Source organism: Psychrobacter sp. TB15, from assembly GCF_000511655.1.
In the GTDB taxonomy this organism is placed as follows: Bacteria; Pseudomonadota; Gammaproteobacteria; order Pseudomonadales; family Moraxellaceae; genus Psychrobacter; species Psychrobacter submarinus.
In genome coordinates, this window is the sequence record NZ_AYXN01000008.1 from 1 (window position 1) to 20,420 (window position 20,420).

18 protein-coding genes are annotated in these 20,420 nt (G+C 43.3%); 5 read left to right on the top strand and 13 right to left on the bottom strand.

All coding sequences use genetic code 11. The annotated features are described in order from the left end of the window. Positions 1 to 17 precede the first annotated feature (17 nt). From W234_RS0101140 to W234_RS0101160, 5 genes are all read right to left on the bottom strand, one after another. On the bottom strand, positions 18 to 1,112 hold the full coding sequence (locus W234_RS0101140) for an RNA-guided endonuclease InsQ/TnpB family protein (RefSeq protein WP_025643888.1): 1,095 nt from the start codon (positions 1,110 to 1,112) through the stop codon (positions 18 to 20). Between the two features lie 182 nt (positions 1,113 to 1,294). Further along, complete coding sequence (locus W234_RS0101145; RefSeq protein WP_025643937.1) at positions 1,295 to 2,929, bottom strand: CTP synthase; 1,635 nt, start codon at positions 2,927 to 2,929, stop codon at positions 1,295 to 1,297. Positions 2,930 to 3,159: 230 nt separating this feature from the next. Further along, entirely contained in the window at positions 3,160 to 4,197 is a 1,038-nt protein-coding gene (locus W234_RS0101150) for a porin (protein WP_025643939.1), read from the bottom strand. A 301-nt stretch (positions 4,198 to 4,498) separates the two neighbouring features. Beyond that, positions 4,499 to 5,611, bottom strand: a complete 1,113-nt coding sequence (locus W234_RS0101155) for a porin (RefSeq protein ID WP_025643941.1) — start codon at positions 5,609 to 5,611, stop codon at positions 4,499 to 4,501. A gap of 601 nt (positions 5,612 to 6,212) precedes the next feature. Next, positions 6,213 to 8,417, bottom strand: a complete 2,205-nt coding sequence (locus tag W234_RS0101160) for a malate synthase G (RefSeq protein ID WP_025643943.1) — start codon at positions 8,415 to 8,417, stop codon at positions 6,213 to 6,215. Positions 8,418 to 8,820: 403 nt separating this feature from the next. On the opposite strand from W234_RS0101160, the gene W234_RS0101165 reads away from it, so the two are divergent. Beyond that, a complete protein-coding gene (locus W234_RS0101165) occupies positions 8,821 to 9,519 on the top strand; it encodes a tRNA-(ms[2]io[6]A)-hydroxylase (protein ID WP_025643945.1) in 699 nt (232 codons plus the stop codon). A gap of 322 nt (positions 9,520 to 9,841) precedes the next feature. Here the strand turns inward: W234_RS0101165 and W234_RS0101170 are convergent, their stop codons facing one another. The 6 genes from W234_RS0101170 to mtgA form a co-directional block, all read right to left on the bottom strand. After that, the gene (locus W234_RS0101170; RefSeq protein WP_025643947.1) at positions 9,842 to 10,027 is read right to left on the bottom strand and encodes a hypothetical protein; all 186 of its coding nucleotides are present in this window, start codon (positions 10,025 to 10,027) and stop codon (positions 9,842 to 9,844) included. 128 nt (positions 10,028 to 10,155) lie between these two features. Further along, a complete protein-coding gene (locus tag W234_RS0101175) occupies positions 10,156 to 10,644 on the bottom strand; it encodes a hypothetical protein (protein WP_025643949.1) in 489 nt (162 codons plus the stop codon). 99 nt (positions 10,645 to 10,743) lie between these two features. Then, on the bottom strand, positions 10,744 to 11,040 hold the full coding sequence (locus tag W234_RS0101180; RefSeq protein ID WP_025643951.1) for a hypothetical protein: 297 nt from the start codon (positions 11,038 to 11,040) through the stop codon (positions 10,744 to 10,746). Positions 11,041 to 11,093: 53 nt separating this feature from the next. Next, positions 11,094 to 11,264 (bottom strand): hypothetical protein, encoded by a 171-nt coding sequence (locus W234_RS14620; RefSeq protein ID WP_198013370.1) that lies wholly within the window; start codon positions 11,262 to 11,264, stop codon positions 11,094 to 11,096. Between the two features lie 178 nt (positions 11,265 to 11,442). Next, positions 11,443 to 13,686 carry a polyphosphate kinase 1 gene (ppk1, locus tag W234_RS0101190; RefSeq protein ID WP_025643953.1) on the bottom strand — a complete coding sequence of 748 codons (2,244 nt, stop codon included), beginning with the start codon at positions 13,684 to 13,686 and terminating at the stop codon, positions 11,443 to 11,445. Positions 13,687 to 13,809: 123 nt separating this feature from the next. Beyond that, positions 13,810 to 14,496 (bottom strand): monofunctional biosynthetic peptidoglycan transglycosylase, encoded by a 687-nt coding sequence (gene mtgA, locus W234_RS0101195; RefSeq protein ID WP_025643960.1) that lies wholly within the window; start codon positions 14,494 to 14,496, stop codon positions 13,810 to 13,812. A 296-nt stretch (positions 14,497 to 14,792) separates the two neighbouring features. On the opposite strand from mtgA, the gene W234_RS0101200 reads away from it, so the two are divergent. The 4 genes from W234_RS0101200 to W234_RS0101220 all read left to right on the top strand — a co-directional run bounded on the left by W234_RS0101200 (position 14,793) and on the right by W234_RS0101220 (position 18,830). Continuing rightward, a complete protein-coding gene (locus W234_RS0101200; RefSeq protein ID WP_227501956.1) occupies positions 14,793 to 15,155 on the top strand; it encodes a glutaredoxin family protein in 363 nt (120 codons plus the stop codon). Positions 15,156 to 15,202: 47 nt separating this feature from the next. Then, complete coding sequence (locus tag W234_RS0101205; RefSeq protein ID WP_025643964.1) at positions 15,203 to 16,411, top strand: alpha-hydroxy acid oxidase; 1,209 nt, start codon at positions 15,203 to 15,205, stop codon at positions 16,409 to 16,411. 446 nt (positions 16,412 to 16,857) lie between these two features. Further along, complete coding sequence (locus tag W234_RS13570) at positions 16,858 to 17,880, top strand: rhomboid family intramembrane serine protease (protein WP_037058600.1); 1,023 nt, start codon at positions 16,858 to 16,860, stop codon at positions 17,878 to 17,880. Between the two features lie 134 nt (positions 17,881 to 18,014). Further along, a complete protein-coding gene (locus W234_RS0101220) occupies positions 18,015 to 18,830 on the top strand; it encodes a MipA/OmpV family protein (RefSeq protein WP_025643966.1) in 816 nt (271 codons plus the stop codon). Positions 18,831 to 19,059: 229 nt separating this feature from the next. Here the strand turns inward: W234_RS0101220 and W234_RS0101225 are convergent, their stop codons facing one another. Together W234_RS0101225 and W234_RS0101230 are read right to left on the bottom strand one after the other, a co-directional pair. After that, a complete protein-coding gene (locus W234_RS0101225; protein ID WP_025643967.1) occupies positions 19,060 to 19,407 on the bottom strand; it encodes a hypothetical protein in 348 nt (115 codons plus the stop codon). Between the two features lie 138 nt (positions 19,408 to 19,545). Then, positions 19,546 to 20,145 (bottom strand): hypothetical protein, encoded by a 600-nt coding sequence (locus tag W234_RS0101230; RefSeq protein ID WP_025643969.1) that lies wholly within the window; start codon positions 20,143 to 20,145, stop codon positions 19,546 to 19,548. Positions 20,146 to 20,420: the final 275 nt, after the last annotated feature.

The following is a 20,420-nucleotide window of genomic DNA, read 5'->3' on the forward strand; positions in this document are numbered from 1 at the left end:
TTGACTTCCTCCCCTCCCTAAACGGAGGGGATTCCTTCTACAAGACGGTCAAGCCCGACCGCAAGAATGTTTTTGGCCGCGTTAATATCGCGGTCATGAGTGACACCGCACTCGCATATCCATTCTCTTATTCCAAGATCTGCTCTACCTTTCGGACTGTTTTGGCGTGAGCCGCAACACGAACAAGTCTGGGTGGTGTAACTTTCATTAACTTCGATATAGTGACAACCTGCATACTTGCATTTATAATCCAGTTGTCGCTTCATCTCAAACCATCCTGCGTCATAGACAGACTTAGCTAGTTTGCTTGAAGTAAATGAGCTTGATTGAAGTTTACCGACCACTATCAAGGCGTTGTCCTTAATCAGACTGGTGGTAAACTTGTGAATTAAGTCTTGACGAGTGTTTTTTATCTTGGCGTGAATGGCTTTTACGCGCTTTTTATGGTTTGCTCTTTGAGCAATGGTAAGTTTTTTAGCCCATTTCTGGGTTTGCTTAATGGTTAGCTTGTCGCCTTGGCTGCTGGTAGCAGCATCCTTACACCCTAAATCAACACCAACCTTACCATCACCACCTTTAACCTTAGGAAAGTCTTTAACGGTGATACAGGCATACCAGTGGCCGCGATTGTCTTGCACTAGCTCCAGAGTATTGATGCTGTACAGGGCTAGATTATAGCTGTCCCATAGATCTATTGTGAGTTTTTTACCCTTAGCGAGGCTTAGTTGGATAGTGGACTTAAGGCTTTTCTTGCCTGATTGACGGGTTGCTAAGTGCTTAATGGCAGTCTTTTTAAACGGAATCCAGCCCAAGCTTCTTCTCTTGGCTTTTGGATTATTAGTACGCCAGTTGAGTTTGGCTTTTTTAAACTGTTTACGGGATTTAGCGTGAACCTCACTGATCGCTTGCAAGGTTTGACTGTGCAGATTTAGGTATTCACTAGCCCCTTTGGTGTACGTGGCCAAGTCATAGGCTGAAAAGAATTTGCCTGTGCGCTTAAGATGTTTAAAACTAAGCTCATTGACGTAATTCCAGACAAAGTTGACCGCACCAGCTAAGATATTGAGCTGCTTGGCATGTTTGTCTTTGGTGCGTAGTTTGAGCGTTTTCATAGAATGATTATGATCTCAATAAGCAGAGTTGACAAGGTAGATGTCATCTTAGGTGACAACGGTTGACGCCTTACATCCATGCCCTAGAAGGACATGGTTTTACAGCGTTGGTGATAAAAAAAGACCAATCCGAAGATTGATCTTTTATTCAAGCTCATACAGTGTACGAAGTCTACTTACCGCTACTTTGCACTGCTATATTTATTCGCAGCATTCACAAAGCTATTAAACAGCGGGTGGCCACCGCGTGGCGAGCTAGTAAATTCTGGGTGGAACTGTACCGCGATAAACCAAGGATGCTCACTGATCTCGACTGACTCAACCAAATGCTGCTTGGCAGAGTAGCCTGAGATTTTCATACCATTTTGCTCAAGCGGCTCAATATAGCGGTTGTTCATTTCATAACGATGACGATGACGCTCGCTGATACGTGTTGCGCCATAAATTTGGCTCAGCTTGCTGCCCGCAACCAACTCTGCTTGCTGCGCGCCAAGGCGCATGGTGCCGCCAAGATCTGAATCATCGCTACGAATCTGTAGCTCGCCGCGCTCATCCAACCATTCGGTAATCAGACCAATGATAGGCTCCGCGCTTTTGCGGTCAAATTCAGATGAATTGGCATCGATTTTTAGCACGTTACGGGCATATTCAATGACTGCCAGCTGCATACCTAAGCAAATACCCAAGTACGGTACGTTGTTTTCACGCGCATAGGTGACGGCTTTTAGCTTACCGACTGTGCCACGCTCACCAAAACCACCTGGAACCAAGATAGCATCGGCTTGCTTTAAGCGCGCAAACAGGCTGTCATCTGTTTCTAGACGTTCAGCATCAATATAGTCGATGTCGACAGACACCTGATGGGTAAAGCCAGCGTGCAATAACGCTTCGTTGATAGACTTATAAGCATCAGGTAGCTCGACATATTTGCCAACCATAGCGACAGTGACTGTCGACTCTGGGTTGAGCTGTGCTTCGACCACTTTGTCCCAATCGCTAAGATCTGCTTCTGGTACATCAAGACCAAAGCGCTCACAGATTAAATCATCAAGATCTTGCTCATGCAAGGTACGCGGTATTTGATAAATACTTTGCGCATCTTCACACATGATCACCGCACGCTCTTCGACGTTGGTAAATAGTGCAATCTTACGGCGATTGTCTTGTGAGATATGGTGGTCAGAGCGGCAGATCAAGATATCTGGCTGCAGACCGATAGAACGTAGCTCTTTTACTGAATGCTGAGTAGGCTTGGTTTTGGTTTCGCCCGCACTGGCGATATAAGGCACCAGCGTTAAGTGCATCAGCATGGCGCGATTGCGACCTAGCTCTACTTGCATTTGGCGTACCGCTTCCATAAAGGGAAGTGACTCGATATCACCGACCGTACCGCCAATTTCGATAATAGCGATGTCGTAGCCTTGGCCACTGGCAAGGATTTTACTTTTGATTTCATCAGTGATATGCGGAATCACCTGTACCGTACCGCCCAAATATTCACCGCGGCGCTCTTTATTCAAAACGTTCTGATAGATACGGCCACTGGTAAAGTTGTTGCTCTTACTCATCTTAGAGTGGCGTAAGAAGCGCTCATAATAGCCCAAGTCCAAATCGGTCTCAGCGCCATCTTCGGTGACGAACACTTCGCCATGCTGGAACGGACTCATCGTACCTGGATCGACGTTGATATACGGATCCATTTTGGTCATCGTCACGCTCACGCCACGTGCTTCAAGGACTGCGGCAAGAGAGGCTGCGGTAATACCTTTTCCTAGTGAGGACACTACCCCACCGGTCACAAATATAAACTTGGTCATAGTACTCTGTCGGTAATTGGTAAAGAAGGATTTTACTAAAAATACGCTACAAAATATAGGGCAAAAGCGCAAACTCTTTAAAACACTCAGTTTTTAACGCTTAATTGTCATAAGTGCGTAATCATCGTAAATACGTAGCTATTATAACCCACTGCGGCTTTAAAAAGGTCACAACAAAAAAACTCACCCCGAAGGATGAGTTTTTTATAATACGTTTTCTAATGTTTAGATTAGAATTTGTATTCTAGACCAGTACCGATAGCTAGTGTTTTAGTATCGCCACGAACGCCGTCAAATCTAACATCACGATCACTATCATTTTGACCCGCATATGCATGCACGATCATATTTGGTTGGTAGAAGTATTTGCCACCAACAACGATTTGATCAGAATCTATACCATCAAAACCACGTAGGTTTGAAGTGTTGTTATACTGAGCGTAAACAGTAGCTGGTTTAGCAAAATTCTGTAAACCCATAGCCGCGCTTAGAACAAAACCTTTCTCTTTTTCGCTATCAGCAAAATCAAAGTCAGCTACTTGGTATAAAGCACCTAATATTACTGGAACAGCAGCAAACTTAGACAAATCTACAGTAGCAGTACCACGGATAATATCACCAGTTTGATTATAGCCACCATTACCAAGGTTTAAGTCTTTATCATAAGCAACACCAGCGGTGAAGCCAGTACCTTGGTCAAACATAGCAGCAACACCAAAACCATCACCACTATTGTCATCTTCATCAGCAGCATACATTGCTGACAACTGTAATGGAAGACCTTGATACTTAGGAGCAGTCCAGATCATTGAGTTATCAATACGACCACTTTCTACCATATTATCTTTACTAGCTTTACTACCTAGGTAATTCCAGTAGCCGCCATCAGCAGTAGCAACGTTATTGATACGATCTAATGATGATTGGTTTTTACCAACACGGAACTCACCAAATTGCTTGTTGTTTACACCTAGGAATGTATCGCGGTTTTTAAAGCCATTGCTATCACCATCAATGCTTGTGCCATACTCTAGTTGGTAAATCACATCAGTATTGGCAGTAATGGCTTCAGAGCCTTTAAAACCGATACGTGAAGAATGAGAATTGATTTCTATTGTGTCTTCATCATACATGTTGCCAGCAGGGCCATCGAATTCAGCGTTAACATAGTCAGCTGCTAAGAATGCTTTACCATAAACAGTTGGGGCGGCGTTGGCTGCAGATACAGATAGGGCGGCGATTGCTGTCGCTAAAAGTAGTTTTTTCATGGGGTATCTCCACTTTACGATTTGAGTGATAAATTGGCTAAGATTGGCCGATATATATAATGGCAGGGTGACTACCCTATAGAACATTTATATATATGAGCTAGAAGCATTACTTAGACACAACTTTACCAACCAAATATTACAGTAAGGTGAAAAAACCAAAATTTACACAAATGTTATTATTAATTTTACGGATTCTGTTATTTAAGACACGCTGTTGTTCAAGACACAGTATTGATTACAAAACAAAAAAACTCACCCCGAAGGATGAGTTTTTTATAATACGTTTCTAATGTTTAGATTAGAATAAGTATTCTAGACCGCCACCGATAGCGAGTACATCAATATCACCACGTAAGTCGATTTCATTAACATTGCCGTCTTCGTCTCTCGAACCAAAACGACCATTGTTTAATTCCGCTGAATTTAGACCAGCATAGGCATGAGCGATCATATTATTTTTAAACGCATATTTGCCACCTACAACGACTTGATTTGAGTCATTATTCTCAAGACCACTGATATTGTCGGTTTTGTCATACTGAATATAAACAGAGGCTGGACGGGCAAAATTCGAAAGACCCATTTCAGCACTCACCACTAAACCGTCCTCTGTTGCAGTAGTAGTACCGGCATAGTCAGCTTCTTGATATAGAACGCCTAACTTTACAGGAGCTGCGATATATTTACCTAAATCGACGCTAGCACTGCCACGGATAATATCACCACTAACACTCATGTCTTGCTCATAAGCAATACCAGCGGTAATGCCTGTACCTGGATCAAACATCAATGAGGCACCATAGCCTGCGTCACGATCATTGCTATCAGATATAAAGTCTTCATCAGCACCATACATCAGCGCAAGCGCTAATGGTAGGTCATTGTATTTAGGCGCTTTCCAAACGATTGAATTATTGATACGGTTACCAACGGTCGGGGTCAAAATATTAGCAAAGCTGTCGTTGTTGTTCAGAGTACTAGAGCCAAGATTATCCCAATAACCTTCATTAACTGATACGTTATTGATATAGTCAATGACTGTGTAGTTACGACCAAAGCGGAATTCACCGAAGTCTTTATTTTTTAAACCTAAATAAGTATCACGACTTTTGAAGCCAATGTTATCGCTACCACTATCATCAACTTGAACGCCGTACTCTAATTGGTAAATTACGTCAGTGTTGGCCGTTATCGCTTCAGAGCCTCTGAAGCCTAAACGTGAAAGCTTAGAATTAACTTGTAATGAACCGTTGTCTTCATTAATTCTGTTATTATTATCCATATTCTGACCATCAATTTCAGCATTAACGTAATCAGTAGTAACGAATACTTTACCATAAACGGTAGGTGCTGCCTGTGCTGCAGATACAGATAGAGCAGCAACGGCTGTAGCTAAAAGTAGTTTTTTCATGGGGGTATCTCCACTTTACAATTTTAGTAATGAGCGAGCTATTATTAGCCGGTGCCCAAAATGGTATCGTCACAAATCCTCAAAGATATAATGTGTAACTGGCTACCGAGATTAGTCAGAAACAAGTATGGCGAAGTTTTATTACCGTAATATGAAAAAACCCTAACTTACATATAGAAAGCATTTACGTAACTTGTAATGTAACTACCATGTAAACTTAAGTCTTATGCGTCCTACTGCGTAACATCCGTTACCAAACTCATACTTCGAGTACAAGCATAACAACTTTGACATAATTTGCAACATTTTTTTTGACATTTAGTCCTAATTCTTTCACTTTTTATTTCACTATTCACGGAAATAAACTTCTTGATCCTAGTTAGTCTTTCATAAGGATTAGAAGGTAGCTCAAAGCCGTGTCTTAAGAGATATGTTAACCATAAAAAAGCACCCCTATCGTCTTAATAGGAGTGCTTGTACTAGCAATTTATAATTATAGGTATAACACCCCTATCCGTCTTCTAGAGCGAATAGGAGGGCTAATAACGCGTCATATAAGATAATAGACTAAAACCTTATATGACAGCTTTGAGCCGCTTACTTAGCAAGCGCTGCTAGCTTTTAGATCACGGCGCGCTTGATGCAGTAGTGGCTCAGTGTAACCACTAGGCTGCTCGCGACCTTTAAATACTAGATCACAAGCCGCTTGGAACGCATAAGAGTTATCGAAATCAGGTGCCATATTTTGGTAACTAGGATCGCCCGCGTTTTGCTCATCGACGACTTTTGCCATACGCTTCATGGTTTCCATGACTTGCTCTTCGCTTACTACATTATGATGTAGCCAGTTGGTGATGTGCTGGCTTGAGATACGTAGAGTCGCACGATCTTCCATTAGGCCAACGTCATTGATATCTGGCACCTTTGAGCAACCAACACCTTGGTTCACCCAGCGCACGACATAGCCCAAGATGCCTTGAGCGTTGTTCTCAAGCTCTTGGCGCTTCTCTTCTTCGCTCCAATTGGCCTCACTGGTCAAAGGAATGGTCAAGATATCATCGACATCAGCGCGGCTACGCGATTTTAGCTTGTCTTGTACGTCTTTTACGTTGACTTGATGATAATGCATGGCATGTAAGGTTGCACCCGTTGGTGACGGTACCCAAGCCGTGCTAGCGCCTGACTGCGGATGCGCTGCCTTGGTCTCCATCATCTCTTTCATCTCATCAGGCTTAGCCCACATGCCTTTACCGATCTGAGCGCGGCCTTGCAGACCTACCTCAAGACCGACATCGACGTTCCACTGCTCGTAAGCTGGCTGCCATGCTTGCGACTTCATCTCGCCTTTACGTACGAATGGCCCTGCATTCATACTGGTGTGCATCTCATCGCCGGTACGATCCAAGAAGCCGGTATTAATGAAGATGACGCGCTCTTTAGCTTGACGAATAGCGTTCTTTAGATTGACCGTCATGCGGCGCTCTTCGTCCATGATACCGATCTTTAAGGTATTACGCTCAAGACCTAATAAGTCCTCAGAGGCATTAAATAAGTCATTGGCCATCTTCACTTCATCAGGGCCGTGCATTTTTGGCTTAACGATATACATAGAGCCTTTGCGTGAGTTTGACAGCTTAGTCTTGCCTTTTAGGTCATTTAGGCTCAGTAATGGCGTCACTAGAGCGTCCATAATGCCCTCAAAGATCTCTTCTTGCCCCTCGCCCAAATCAACCAAGATAGCTGGGTTTTGCATTAAGTGTCCGACGTTACGTAGTAGTAGCAAAGCGCGGCCTGGCAGGACTAGCTCGCTACCATCTGGCGCAGTATAAACGCGGTCTGGGTTTTGCTGACGAGTGCGAGTCTTACCGCCTTTCTCAAAAGTCTCTTGCAGATCGCCGTTCATTAGGCCAAACCAGTTACGGTACACTTCGACTTTTTCTTCAGCATCGACTGCGGCGATAGAGTCTTCGCCATCTTGAATGGCAGTGATAGCCGATTCGAGTAGCACATCTTTGATACCTGCTGCATCGTCTTTACCGATTGGGCTGTCTTTATCGATTTGAATCTCGGCGTGCAGATTATTGTTCTTGAGTAGCACCGCTGTTGGACTGCTTGCCTCTCCCATGTAACCTGCAAATTGCTCTGCATCTTTAAGCTCAGTGCTATTATCGCCTTGAGTGATTTGTAGCTTACCATCGACCACTTCAAAACCAGTAACCTCAGTGTAAGAGCCGGATGCAAGCGCAAAGTTTTCATCTAAGAATTGCTTGGCATAAGCCACGACAGCGGCGCCGCGAGTAGGATTATAGCCGCCTTTAGCCTCTTGACCGTTCTCATCACTGATAACATCTGTACCATAAAGCGCATCGTACAAGCTACCCCAACGAGCGTTAGTCGCGTTCAAAGCATAGCGAGCGTTACGCACCGGTACGACTAACTGTGGCCCTGCGATATGAGCGATTTCTTCATCGACATTCTCAGTTGAGACTTGAAAGTCCTCGCCTTCTGGCAATAAGTAGCCAATCTCTTGTAAGAATTGCTTATACTTTGCAAAGTCGACTTCGCCGCTATTAGTAGGGTTATCTAGATGCCATTGATCAATCTGCTTTTGCATCTCATCACGAGTCGCAAGCAGGGCTTTATTACGCGGAGTGAACTCTTTGACTACCTTTTCAAACCCTGACCAGTAGCTCTCTGAATCGACGCCTACTTTTGGCAGTACTTCGTTTTCGATAAAGTCATACATCTGCTTATCGATAGCAAGGCTGCCTTTTTGGATGCGATTGGCGTTTAAATCCTGACTCATAATGATATCCTTGTAATAAGTTTAGGGAGGCGCTTGAGCAATAAAGGGTGCTTAACTGAGATTATCGTTATACCTTTATAGCGAACAAGCATTTAGAAGTCTTATAATCAATGTTCTTATATGAATGATAGGCTCATGCTAAAATAATCTATGACATAATGATTCTAAAATCAAAGATTATCCTACTATCAAATCAAGAAATTAACAAGAACGCGCTATTTAGTAGATAAATAGTCGCCTTGTATAAATATGATAGCCTTTACCACGGCTTGTTTAACTCGTACAAGGAAGCGCTAGGGTACTGATGACTTACGAGTATGATTAAACTGTAAGTAATCATTTCGGCTGAGCAAAGCGCTCAATGATAAAATTTACCAAATTGTCCACTTTACCTGATTAGACTATGACTGATATCAAAATCAAAGCAATAAGCGAAAATAAAAAACCAAATGAACGGGCTGCTGTCGGTCAAACTTTAGCTCAGACTTCACCTTCAAATGTCGATCTATCAGCGATTTATACGTTTTTGGCAGGGCGAACGACACGGGATTGGATAAATGCGGCGGTCAATAACTTACCCATCATTATCCAAGACCATGCGAACTGCGAAAAAAAAGCGGCGGGAACCGCAAAGAATCTGATGTTTCGCTATGAATTCTCCCATGACTTACAATGCAAGCTTGCTCAATTAGTCCGGGAAGAGATGCTGCACTACGAGCAAGTATTAGGGATTATGAAAGAGCGTGGTCAAGCGTGGCAACATCTAGGCGCAGGCCGTTATGCCAAAGGCTTGCTAAAACACAAGCGCACTTTTGAGCCTGCAGCTATGGTTGATGTACTCATCATTGGCGCTTTTATAGAAGCGCGCTCATGTGAGCGTTTTGCGGCACTAAGCAATGTAATAGATGATGAGCGCTTGGCTAAATACTACCGTTATTTACTAAAATCAGAGAGTCGTCATTTTGAAGATTATCTACAGTTAGCGCAGTCGCTAGCGGCTGAGAATATCGATGAACGTGTGGCTTTTTTTAGAGCGGTAGAAGCTGAGCTTATTACCAGTCCTGATAATGAGCTACGCTTTCATAGCGGCGTACCTGTTTAATTCATGGTTTAGCTAACAATAATTCTAGGGCGTGTCCCTATTTCAAAAATGGTGATAAAAATGAGATAAATCGCAGGCAAACAAGGAAAATAGCGCAGGTAATATCAAGATATTGACCAGCTATTTGACACCGTTTGCCAAAGATTTAGCCATTTTTAGCCCATTTAGTCATAAACGCTTGAATTAGGGATACGCCCTAGTACATGGCTTAATGCCACTGATTGATTCCCCATAAAAAAAGCAGCGCCTTACTGTCTTTTAGGAGACAGTAAGGCGCTGCTTTTTCAGTAATTATTTATACTTCTGTTTCTAGTTTTACTTACTAATCTTTGGTTTCAGTAATGCTAGTATCGTGTTGCTTATGATCTTTGGCAATATTATGCGGATCATGATCGTCTGAGGCTTGCTCAGCAGCAGCTGGATTTACCTTTTGTAGCGCATCATCGGGCACGATACCTTCATTGTCATCCGCGTCTTTTAACTTATAGTCTTCTCTATTATTTTTCATGAATAATCCTTTTCAATCATTTATTTTAAACCCTAGTGCTAGAGCATATCCTCAATTCAAATAAATGAGCCATTTAATTACTTAACTGCTCAACTTAAGAATATGCTCAAATCTTACTGATGCGAGATTTAATCTTTTTCATCAGGATTTAAAATACGCGTTTGCGCGTTGTCGATACTGGCGTAACGGTTTAAATCATTGATCTCTTCGCTCTTAGGCTCTGCGCTTTTTACAGTTTGGTCGTTAACATTACCATCAAAGGGGCTACTGCCTTGTTGGTCACGGCGATCCGGTTGACGCGCTGGGTTATCACCGTCATTGACATGCTCTGAGTCTACAATGTCGTCTTCGAAGGTATCTGTACCTTTATTAACAGTGGTATTGCGCTCAATATCCTCGTGGTTTTCTACGGAACCTTCATGAGGCACATTAGCATCATCTCTAACAGTAGCAACGCCATCTACTCTGTCACTAGCACTCACTGTCTCATCAATGTGGCGCTGCTCGCGCTCAGAATATTTAGGATCTTTGTTGCCATTTGTATTTTCGACCATTTCACTTATAGCGTCATGGCTACTAATAGGTGTCTTAGTTAAAGCTGGATCTTTAGTTTGCATGGTTTCATCCTTTGTTGTAATTATAGATGTGGACGTCGTTTAAATAAGTAAGGTAAAAACCTTCTATACAGCTATCTATATAAGACAAGCGAGTATAAATTAAATTTGGTTATTGTCTTGACTTAGATCGTGCGCATTAAGATCAGCGACATTCTTACCACCTGCTGGAAGATTCTCTTCTCGACGCGGGTCAGCATAGACCTCGTCAGTCTCTTGAGAGACTTGTTCAGGGCCATCTATCTTTGGCTCATGCTTGCGGCCTTCATAGCTATTGGTTGGATTCTCCCGTTTGGCATCTGCCGGATCGTCAATTGGCACGACCTCTTCATCATTCGGCCTCATATCATCCACACGAGTTCGTGTTTTATTGTCCGTAATTGTCGATTTATTAACCATAATATATCCCTCTATTGATTGTTCTGATGATCTTTTGCTTTTTTAGCGGCGCACTATTTGTCAGTACGGGTTTGTTCATCTATAAAGGGTGTCTTTTCGTTTTCTGCTAAGTCTTCAGGCTTTTTTGAATCATTATCTTGTTGTAAGTTTTTTTCGATTTTGTCGGCATTGGCTGTATTAGCAGCTTGCTGAACATCAGATTTATTATCACTAGCGTTACTCATAGTATTATTCCTATTCTTATAATTAGATGATAGATAAGTTGTACTTTTGATTACTGTACTTTCAAGTATAGAAAAAAGCATAAACCATACGCTAGTGCACTGCCGTATCAATATGTGAATAAATGTGAGGTTACAAGACAGTTTGTAACCTCTAATAGTAGAATACGATGATTATTGTTTATTCATCGACGTGGTTAATGACACTGAGTAAATGATTTTGCGCAACGTGTGGCAAGGCGTCATTAACTGGACTCAACTGCTGCCAACGCCCGTCCCCTGCTAACGTCCAAGCTTGTACATTATCTTTTAGGTAATTTTGCAGACCGTCTTGATAGATTTGCGCGAATAGTTTTTTATCTTCAATAGGAAAGGCCACTTCAACACGGTGGAACAGGTTACGATCCATCCAATCAGCACTGCCTAAATACATGCGCTCATCGCCGCCATTATGGAAATAATAGATGCGTGTATGCTCCAAGAAGCGTCCGACGACAGAGCGCACGGTGATATTTTCAGACAGCCCTTTGACTTGCGGGCGCAGACAGCAGATTGAGCGCAGAATAAGCTCAATCTTGACTCCAGCTTGCGAGGCGTCGTAGAGCTTGGCAATCAGTCGCCGCTCGGTTAAGGCATTGACTTTGATAATCATATGCGCGCGCTTACCGGCTTTGGCATGAGCGATCTCATCGTCAATGAAGCTCATCAAGTTATCGTGCAAGGTAAAAGGCGCGTGTAGCAGCTTTTTGAGGGTGGCAGGCTTCCCCATCCCCGTTAGCTCTTGGAAGATTTTGTGCACATCTTCTGAGATATCATCATCAGCGGTGAACAGCCCATAATCGGTATAGACTTTGGCGTTGGCAGCATGATAGTTACCCGTACCAAGATGCACATAACGGCGAATGCGGTCGTCTTCGCGGCGCACGATAAGCATCAGCTTGGCATGGGTCTTGTAGCCGACGATACCGTAGACGACGACCGCGCCTGCCTCTTGTAAGAAGTTTGCAACTGCGATATTAGAGGCTTCATCGAAACGCGCGCGCAGCTCAATCACCGCTGTCACTTCCTTGCCATTACGCGCGGCGGCCGCTAGCGCTTGGACAATCTCAGAGTTGGTGCCTGAGCGGTACAAGGTTTGCTTAATCGCCAGCACTTTTGGATCGCTTGCTGCTTGCCATAGCAGATTGACAATCGGCGAGAAGGCATGAAAAGGATGATGGACGAGCACATCGCCTTTACGCATCGCGCCAAACATACTCGTGGAACGATCGAGCTTATCGAACTCACGGCGGAACGGCTTAGGGACGATATGGGTAAAGGACTGATAACGCAGTTTGGGAATATTAAAGTCAAATAACAGCCGCGTTAAGTTGACTGGGCCGTTGACTCGGTATAGCTGGTTATCATGCAGCTCAAACTCTTCAAGCAGATAATCGCTGATAGGCGTTGGGCAGTCGGTGGTAACCTCAAGGCGTACTTTGTCACCAAAACGGCGGTTTTCAAGCTCGCCCTCTAGTGCTTTGGCAATATCGTCGACATCATCCGCTAAGTCCAAATCAGCGTTTCGAGTCAGACGGAACTGATGGCAGCCAGTGACATTCATGCCGGGGAAGAGCTCACCCACATGCTCATGGATTACCGCTGAGAGCATGATGTGATGCTCTTTGCCGCCCGTCAGCTCATTAGGCAGACGAATCACCCGCGGCAGGCTACGCGGCGCCGGTACAATCGCTAAATTGATATCGCGGCCAAAAGCATCCTTGCCCTCTAAAGTGGCGATAAAATTCAGGCTCTTATTGACCAGGCGCGGGAACGGGTGCGCCGGATCAATACTAATTGGCGTCAGCACTGGCGAGACTTGCTCGATAAAGTAACGCTTCATCCACGCCGACTGCTCGGCATTTAGCTCATCACGGCGCAAGTAGCGAATATCTTCTTTGGCAAGCGCTGGCAAGATATCTTGGTTTAAAATACGATACTGCTCATCGATAGCCTCGTGCGCCACCGCTGATATCTCTTTAAGCACTTCACTTGGGCGCATCCCATGCGGGCTACTAGGCACATCGCCTATATTGAGCTTTTGCATGATGCCTGCCACGCGAATCTCAAAAAACTCGTCCATATTTGAAGAAAATATAATCAAAAAGAACAGCCGCTCAAGAAGCGGATGACGAGGGCTGGCTGCTTGTGCTAAGACGCGCAGATTGAACTGCAATAAAGATAGATCCCGATGAATGTAACTGCTCGATGAGTAGCTGCCATCGTCAAAACGCTGCCAGTCGATTTGGGTAAGGCTACTATTAGTTAAGCGCTCGTGGCTGTTTAAGCGCTCATGGCTGTTTAAGCGCTCATGGCTGAGTGACGCACCTTGATTTTTATCAGTGCCATTATCGGTGATTTTTGCCTTGTTGGGATTATCAGCCATCTCACTACTCCTTATTGTGATTAAAAATACGACAGCGCACTCACATTAGTGTCAAAAATTAGCCTTGTACTACAACCTTATGTTATAGCCTCGTGCTTGGAGCTATTAAGACTTGAATAGTGGCTATGCAGCTTGTGGCAACACCGCATTGTTCATCCGCTTTTTGATAATACGCTGTTTATTACGCAGCCGCTTATTGCCCTGATTGTCTTGATAATACTTGGGGTTAGTCAGCATACTAATGAGCAGTGCTGACTCATCACGGTTGAGATCGGCGGCAGTTTTACCATAATAGTGCCGAGCGGCGGCTTCGATACCATAGATTCCATTACCGAACTCAGCGACGTTTAGATAAGCGGTCAGAATGCGCGGCTTATCCCAAATCATCTCAATCATCACCGTGATAATCGCTTCCTCCGCTTTACGTACGTAAGAGCGGTGTGAGGTCAAAAATAGATTTTTGGCTAATTGCTGAGTGATGGTTGAGCCGCCAGCTGTCGTTTTTCCTGACGCTTCATTTTTCTTTTGCGCCTCTTTTATGCCTTTAATGTCGAAGCCATTATGCTGACTGAAAGTCGAGTCTTCACTAGCAATAGCGGCTTGCTTGGCGGACTTGGCGATTTGATCATATTCTACCCACTCTTGGGTGACCTCGCCGCCGGTCAGACGATGGGTCAGCATAAACATACTATTGTTAATAGGCTGGCTCTTCCACACCAGTAGCAATGCTGCAACTAGGATATGAAAAGCAACGATTATCAGTATAATTGCTCCTAATAAGCGTTTAAAAAAACTAGCAAAACTTGTCATGCGCAATATATCCAAATAAGTAAGGATGAAGCGTTATAAAATGTAGCAAAACTAAAAAGCTCAAAATGATCATTCAAAATATTCGTTTGCTGCTGCAATCTAAACTGTCGGCGAGCAAGCTATCTTACCCAATCTCACAATCGCTGTCACGGCTACTATTATTATAGATAGGATTTCTCTATGATATGATATGATTATCCTCTATCTTATAACATTAAAGGCGTAAGCAAGCTTAAAGTAAGACCCAAAGTATACGGTGCTTATAAAGATATGATAATTGTAAAGATGGATCAAGGATGAGTATAACTATGCCTAATGACAACCTACCAAATCATCAAACAGATAATGGCGCTAATCACGAAACCATCGCAGCGCTCAGAAGAAGCATAATAGCCGCGTCACCTAAGCTTGCTCATGATGATATCCATCAGCAAACATGGCTGCTCGGTACCACAGGCTGTCATTTGTGTGATGTCGCTGAGAGTCTAATGAATCAGTTAGCCGCGGTACAGCCTATCAATTATCATTACATAGACATCAGCGATTTCAATGAGCCGTTAATGATGCACTTTGCTACCACTATTCCGGTGGTACTCACGCCAACCCAGCGCTTGAACTATCCTTTTTCAGTGCTGGATTTGCAGCAACTGCTAGTCTAAATACCCTAATCAACATCTCATAACGTTTGTCAGCATAAGGAACTGCCATGAAAGACTTAACTAAAATCACCGAAATCGAAGATCTGCGCCGCGTTGCTGAGCGTAAAGTGCCGCGTATGTTTTATGATTATGTCGATTCAGGCTCGTGGACGCAAACCACCTATCGGAATAACGAAACCGATTTTGATCGTATTAAGCTGCGTCAACGCGTACTCGTCGATATGGAAAATCGCTCACTGGCAACCACAATGATCGGTGAAAAAGTCAACATGCCTGTCGCCATTGCACCTACTGGCTTCACGGGTATGATGTGGGCGGATGGTGAGATTCATGCTGCGCGCGCCGCTGAGAAGTTTGGCGTACCGTTTTCGCTGTCGACTATGAGTATTTGCTCAATAGAAGATGTCGCACAGAATACTAATGCGCCGTTTTGGTTTCAGCTGTATGTGATGCGTGATCAAGAGTTTATGGCCAATTTGATACGACGCGCAAAAGACGCCAACTGCTCAGCGCTGATATTAACCGCCGATCTACAAGTGCTCGGCCAGCGTCATAAAGATATCAAAAACGGTCTTTCTGCACCGCCGAAGCCTACGTTAGCTAATATACTTAATCTGATGACAAAGCCTGAATGGTGCTTAAATATGCTCGGCACCAAAAGACGAACCTTTGGTAATATCGTCGGTCATGCCAAAAACGTTGAGGATCTTTCCTCCTTATCGTCGTGGACGGCGGAGCAATTCGATCCTGGCCTGAGCTGGGATGATGTGGCGCGTATCAAGGATCAATGGGGTGGCAAGCTAATTATCAAAGGTATCATGGAGCCTGAAGATGCAATATTAGCTGCGCGTAGTGGCGCTGATGCTCTAGTCGTCTCTAACCATGGCGGTCGTCAGCTCGATGGCGCACCCTCCTCTATCGCCGCGCTAAGCGATATCGTGCAAGCGGTGAGAGCTGAGAATAGCCAGATTGAGATTTGGCTCGATAGTGGTATCAGATCAGGGCAAGATGTGCTTAAAGCAATAGCATTAGGCGCAAATGGTACGATGATCGGACGTGCGTTTCTGTATGGACTGGGCGCTTATGGTGAAGACGGCGTGCGCCGCGCATTGGAGCTAATCTACAAAGAGTGCGATGTCAGCATGGCGTTCTGTGGTCATACTGATATCAATAAAGTCACTGACGACATCTTAGTCAATGGTACTTATGAGCAGCTCAAATCCGCTTTACCTTATCTTGCGCCGATGCGCTGGTAGTATTATTTTGTAGGTTCAAAGCTATACTAAGTTCAAAGCTATACAAAGCAAAGCGTAGCTTAAACTCTTGAGTATTTAAGATGGCTATAGACATACGGATTGTTTGTTGTAGCCACGCAAACCTTTATACTGCTACTCTTTAATTAGGGCGTGTTGAACATTCGACCATGGCACTGACAGCGACTATTTTTTAGGCGATTCGATGTTAAAAATAATAAGTTTAGTCATTCTAAGCGCTTATTTTTAACGATGAAGCGGCAAAAAAGAGTCCTGTCCCTGTTGTTGTCGTGAGGGCTGATGCTAAAATTGCCCCATACTGCGTTACAAATCTCGCTAAGGCATCTGCATTATCGTCGCTTTGTGCCTTGTCTGGAACAATTTTAGCGATCAGCAGTGCCTATTTGCGAATGTTCAACACGCCCTACTGTTAATAAATAACGGCATTTATGACTATTAAGCAGCTATTCGCCACCGCGCCTATCACCACTGTATTACTTATCAGTTTTATTGGGCTATTTATCATACAACTGCTCACAGGTGTCGATGCCAATAACCCTTCTACTGAGCAGTTATTGAATTGGGGCGCAAACGCTCTACCCTATACCATGGGCGATGACCCTTGGCGCTTAGTCACTAGCGGCTTTTTGCATATTGGCTTGATGCATTTATTATTTAATAGCTTTGCGATGTATTTTTTTGGTCAAATCGCTGAGCCGATGTTTGGCTCCGTTAAATTCTTGGCGCTATTCTTGCTCGCAGTGGTCGGCGGTAACGTCCTCAATAACTATGTGACTTGGCAAGCGATCATAGACGGTAGCGGTCAGCCTGGACTGTCGGCTGGCGCGTCTGGCGGAATTATGGGCATCGGTGCGGCTTTACTCGTCGCGGCATTTTTTAAGATGTCAGTCAATGGCATGGTGCTCAATCTAAAAAGCTTAGTCATCATCATGGGCATCAACTTAGTCTACGGCTTTGCAGTGCCGGGTATCGATAACGCCGGACATATCGGCGGCGCGATTACTGGCTTGCTTATCGCCTTGCCTATTGCTCTCGCTTATCGTAAGCGAGAGCTGGCACAGCAAGCAGCTATGGCGCAAGCTCAGCAAGCTTATCAAAACGCGGTTCAAGCGAGCTATGCAAGCAATCATCAGCCAAGCTATCAAACGAGCTTACGCGATAATCAGCGCGATAATCCGCCGCTTACCAATATATTTGCTGATAATAATAGCCAAACCCCTGTAGACTTAAACAACACCGCGGATACTGCCGATTTCGACCAAAGTGGTGGCTATATTAATAGCTACCCCACTTATATTGATCCCAAGAAATTTGCGCCAGAGTCTGTTGACGTGAGCCTGATCTGGCGACTACTGCCTTGGCTAGTCATGCTCGTTATTGTCATTGGTTTCTTGTGGTGGTGGCAAGATATTCATCAGCAAATCCTACAAGTGCTAAAAGCCATTGAGTAAATGCTCATACTTATCTATCATTGCTAAATAACTACCAATAACAGCCGAGTTATTTAGACTAATTATTCGCTTTTTGCTCGTTTTTTACCTGACCTTACTACCCCGTTATTTATACTCACTTACGAGACCCAATTATGTCAAAACTTGCAGCGCAACCTCACTTCTCTACGCGAGCCATGCTGAGCACATTAACCGCTACGGCATTACTCAGTGTGTCTAGCATGTCTAGTGCCATCCCTTTTCTTAATAAAAACCTACCGACTGACAAAGACGCCGAATTGAGCGTTGGGGTCAATGCCATGGCGGTAAAATCCGCCTATGATCTCGAAGACAGCACTGAAATGCGTGTGTTACCGGGCGTGTTTTATGACAATAATAGGATCTATGCGCGCGGTGCTCAAGCGGGTGCGTATTTGATCAATGATGGTGTCAATCAGCTCTCTGCTTACGCGCAGCTCGCAGGGAATTCGTTTGATCCTGATGATGCTAATGGTGCCCTGCAAGGTCTCGATGAGCGCAAACTATCCGCAGAAGCAGGTATTAGCTACCAGCGTCGCACGCCTATCGGTGCGTTTCGTGGTCAGTTTGCGACCGATGTGTTGGACGAAAGTGGCGGCAATACGGGTCGTTTAACCTACCTTGCCAAAATTACTAGAAACAAGCTGACGGTCTATCCAAGCATCGGCTTTGAGTACCATGATGCGGCCTACAATGAATACTACTATGGCGTCAGTGAAGAAGAGTCAGCGGAGACAGGCGTCACCGCTTATAAATCAAATTCAAGCTTAAACCCTTATATTAACGTTAGCGCTAACTACGATTTCAACGAGCGCTGGGCAGGTTTTTTTAATCAAAGCTTAAGCTACCTGCCTAATGAGCAATACGATAGCCCTATGGTCGACTCGCGTACTGATGCTACGACGACGCTTGGTTTGCTTTATAAGTTTTAATTAAGATTGAATATTTGATAACAAAAAGATCTTACTGTGTAATATGGTAAGGTCTTTTTTTTAAGTTAGAAGACATACTGTAATATAACTACACTTTCTTAATATAGTCGAACCACTATTAAAGTGTTACAGCGTTAGACTCGTTTAGCCTACTACTGTAGTACTTGCACTCGTCTGCCTTGTACCACTTTTAATATTGATTGACTATATATAATCATTCTTTCTAATCTTAAATATTGCTGTCAATCCAACGGTAATGGTTTATTAAACCGCTTTTTTTAGTTTCGAATATTCTTTGATCTTCATTTATTACTGCTTTTAATAGCCAACCTGCATCTATGCCAGCTGATTTTATAGAGTCTTCTTTATCTTTATGCTTTTCATACAGTTCAATCAAAGGCGTTCCTTGCCAATGAAAATTATCACCACCCATCAAATCTCTTAACGAAAACCATTCATCTTTTCTATTCTTACACCAGCAATAAACACCACCTTGCAGGAAAGCCTTTATTTTGCCTTTCTGCTCTTCAGTAATTTGATAGACGTCGTGTATTCTATGACCATCATCTACAAACATAATAAATCCTTAGTTTTGGTTAAAAATATAGAGTTAGTAGCCTGTAAATTGTGTGAAACTTACAACACCCAACCTATGAGCTAACTATAAGCAGTTTAAACACTAATGTGCCTATCAATGAGACATTTAATAATTATCTTATATAGCAATTTCATCTAAGATTTTTTGACCATCAGATATACCAGACATTGTACGAAGAAAAACAATGTTACGATCTAGAATGTTTTTAATTTTAGATGCTGGTAATGGTGTTTCTAACACAACGAAGTCTACTAGATTCTGATAATGACATGCATCTTTATCGCCATAGTGGTCTTTCTTAAGAGTCTCGCCTGAGCCTTTTCCATAGGCTACGATACCTACGCCATTTTCATATAAAAATACTGTATCGTTTTTCTTTATTTTATTAATATTGAACTTCCATGGATCGTAAAAAGCTGCTGCTACACCTTCACTCAACATCTCTCTATGATCGTTCAAATCATGTTTTTTATTAGTATTTAAAACATAGAAGTCTGCTGAATTTTCATCGGTGATTCCACCTTCTGTAATCGCTTCCTCCGCAACCTTGACTCCTTCCTCGATTAGTTTAAGCATAACATCTTGCTTTGAAACTGACAGATATTCTGCAAGATCTTCAATCACGAGTTGGAGTTCTTTCGGAATTCTCACTGTGGTCGCTACTAAATCACTTTTCGCTTTTTTCGAAGCGCGAATCATGCTCTTTATATCTGACATAACAATTTACCTCTTACTGAAAGTAATTAAAATATACAACAGATTCAATTTTGATGCAATATATAATTTTAAATTAATCTGTGCTGATTCAAAATATCAGAGAGTGTATAATTTATAATCTTTATACATCATAACTATTTAGCCAAGGTGACAGCAAAAAAAGACCTTGCCACATGACAAGGTCTTTTTATTTCTAGGTTCTCAGTGGCACAAATATGACGCTGCTACTAGAAAGACGAGTGCAAATGGTACTTATCGTACATTAAGCGAGTCTA

Excerpts from the sequence above, each read along its gene's own strand:
- W234_RS0101155 (WP_025643941.1), bottom strand. The coding sequence starts at position 5,611 with ATGAAAAAACTACTTTTAGCTACAGCCGTTGCTGCTCTATCTGTATCT.
- W234_RS0101180 (WP_025643951.1), bottom strand. The coding sequence starts at position 11,040 with ATGGTTAATAAATCGACAATTACGGACAATAAAACACGAACTCGTGTG.
- ppk1 (WP_025643953.1), bottom strand. The coding sequence starts at position 13,686 with ATGGCTGATAATCCCAACAAGGCAAAAATCACCGATAATGGCACTGAT.
- W234_RS0101145 (WP_025643937.1), bottom strand. The coding sequence starts at position 2,929 with ATGACCAAGTTTATATTTGTGACCGGTGGGGTAGTGTCCTCACTAGGA.
- W234_RS0101200 (WP_227501956.1), top strand. The coding sequence starts at position 14,793 with ATGAGTATAACTATGCCTAATGACAACCTACCAAATCATCAAACAGAT.
- W234_RS0101165 (WP_025643945.1), top strand. The coding sequence starts at position 8,821 with ATGACTGATATCAAAATCAAAGCAATAAGCGAAAATAAAAAACCAAAT.
- W234_RS0101225 (WP_025643967.1), bottom strand. The coding sequence starts at position 19,407 with ATGTTTGTAGATGATGGTCATAGAATACACGACGTCTATCAAATTACT.
- W234_RS14620 (WP_198013370.1), bottom strand. The coding sequence starts at position 11,264 with ATGAGTAACGCTAGTGATAATAAATCTGATGTTCAGCAAGCTGCTAAT.
- W234_RS0101220 (WP_025643966.1), top strand. The coding sequence starts at position 18,015 with ATGTCAAAACTTGCAGCGCAACCTCACTTCTCTACGCGAGCCATGCTG.
- W234_RS13570 (WP_037058600.1), top strand. The coding sequence starts at position 16,858 with ATGACTATTAAGCAGCTATTCGCCACCGCGCCTATCACCACTGTATTA.
- W234_RS0101140 (WP_025643888.1), bottom strand. The coding sequence starts at position 1,112 with ATGAAAACGCTCAAACTACGCACCAAAGACAAACATGCCAAGCAGCTC.
- W234_RS0101160 (WP_025643943.1), bottom strand. The coding sequence starts at position 8,417 with ATGAGTCAGGATTTAAACGCCAATCGCATCCAAAAAGGCAGCCTTGCT.
- W234_RS0101175 (WP_025643949.1), bottom strand. The coding sequence starts at position 10,644 with ATGCAAACTAAAGATCCAGCTTTAACTAAGACACCTATTAGTAGCCAT.
- W234_RS0101170 (WP_025643947.1), bottom strand. The coding sequence starts at position 10,027 with ATGAAAAATAATAGAGAAGACTATAAGTTAAAAGACGCGGATGACAAT.
- W234_RS0101230 (WP_025643969.1), bottom strand. The coding sequence starts at position 20,145 with ATGTCAGATATAAAGAGCATGATTCGCGCTTCGAAAAAAGCGAAAAGT.
- mtgA (WP_025643960.1), bottom strand. The coding sequence starts at position 14,496 with ATGACAAGTTTTGCTAGTTTTTTTAAACGCTTATTAGGAGCAATTATA.
- W234_RS0101205 (WP_025643964.1), top strand. The coding sequence starts at position 15,203 with ATGAAAGACTTAACTAAAATCACCGAAATCGAAGATCTGCGCCGCGTT.
- W234_RS0101150 (WP_025643939.1), bottom strand. The coding sequence starts at position 4,197 with ATGAAAAAACTACTTTTAGCGACAGCAATCGCCGCCCTATCTGTATCT.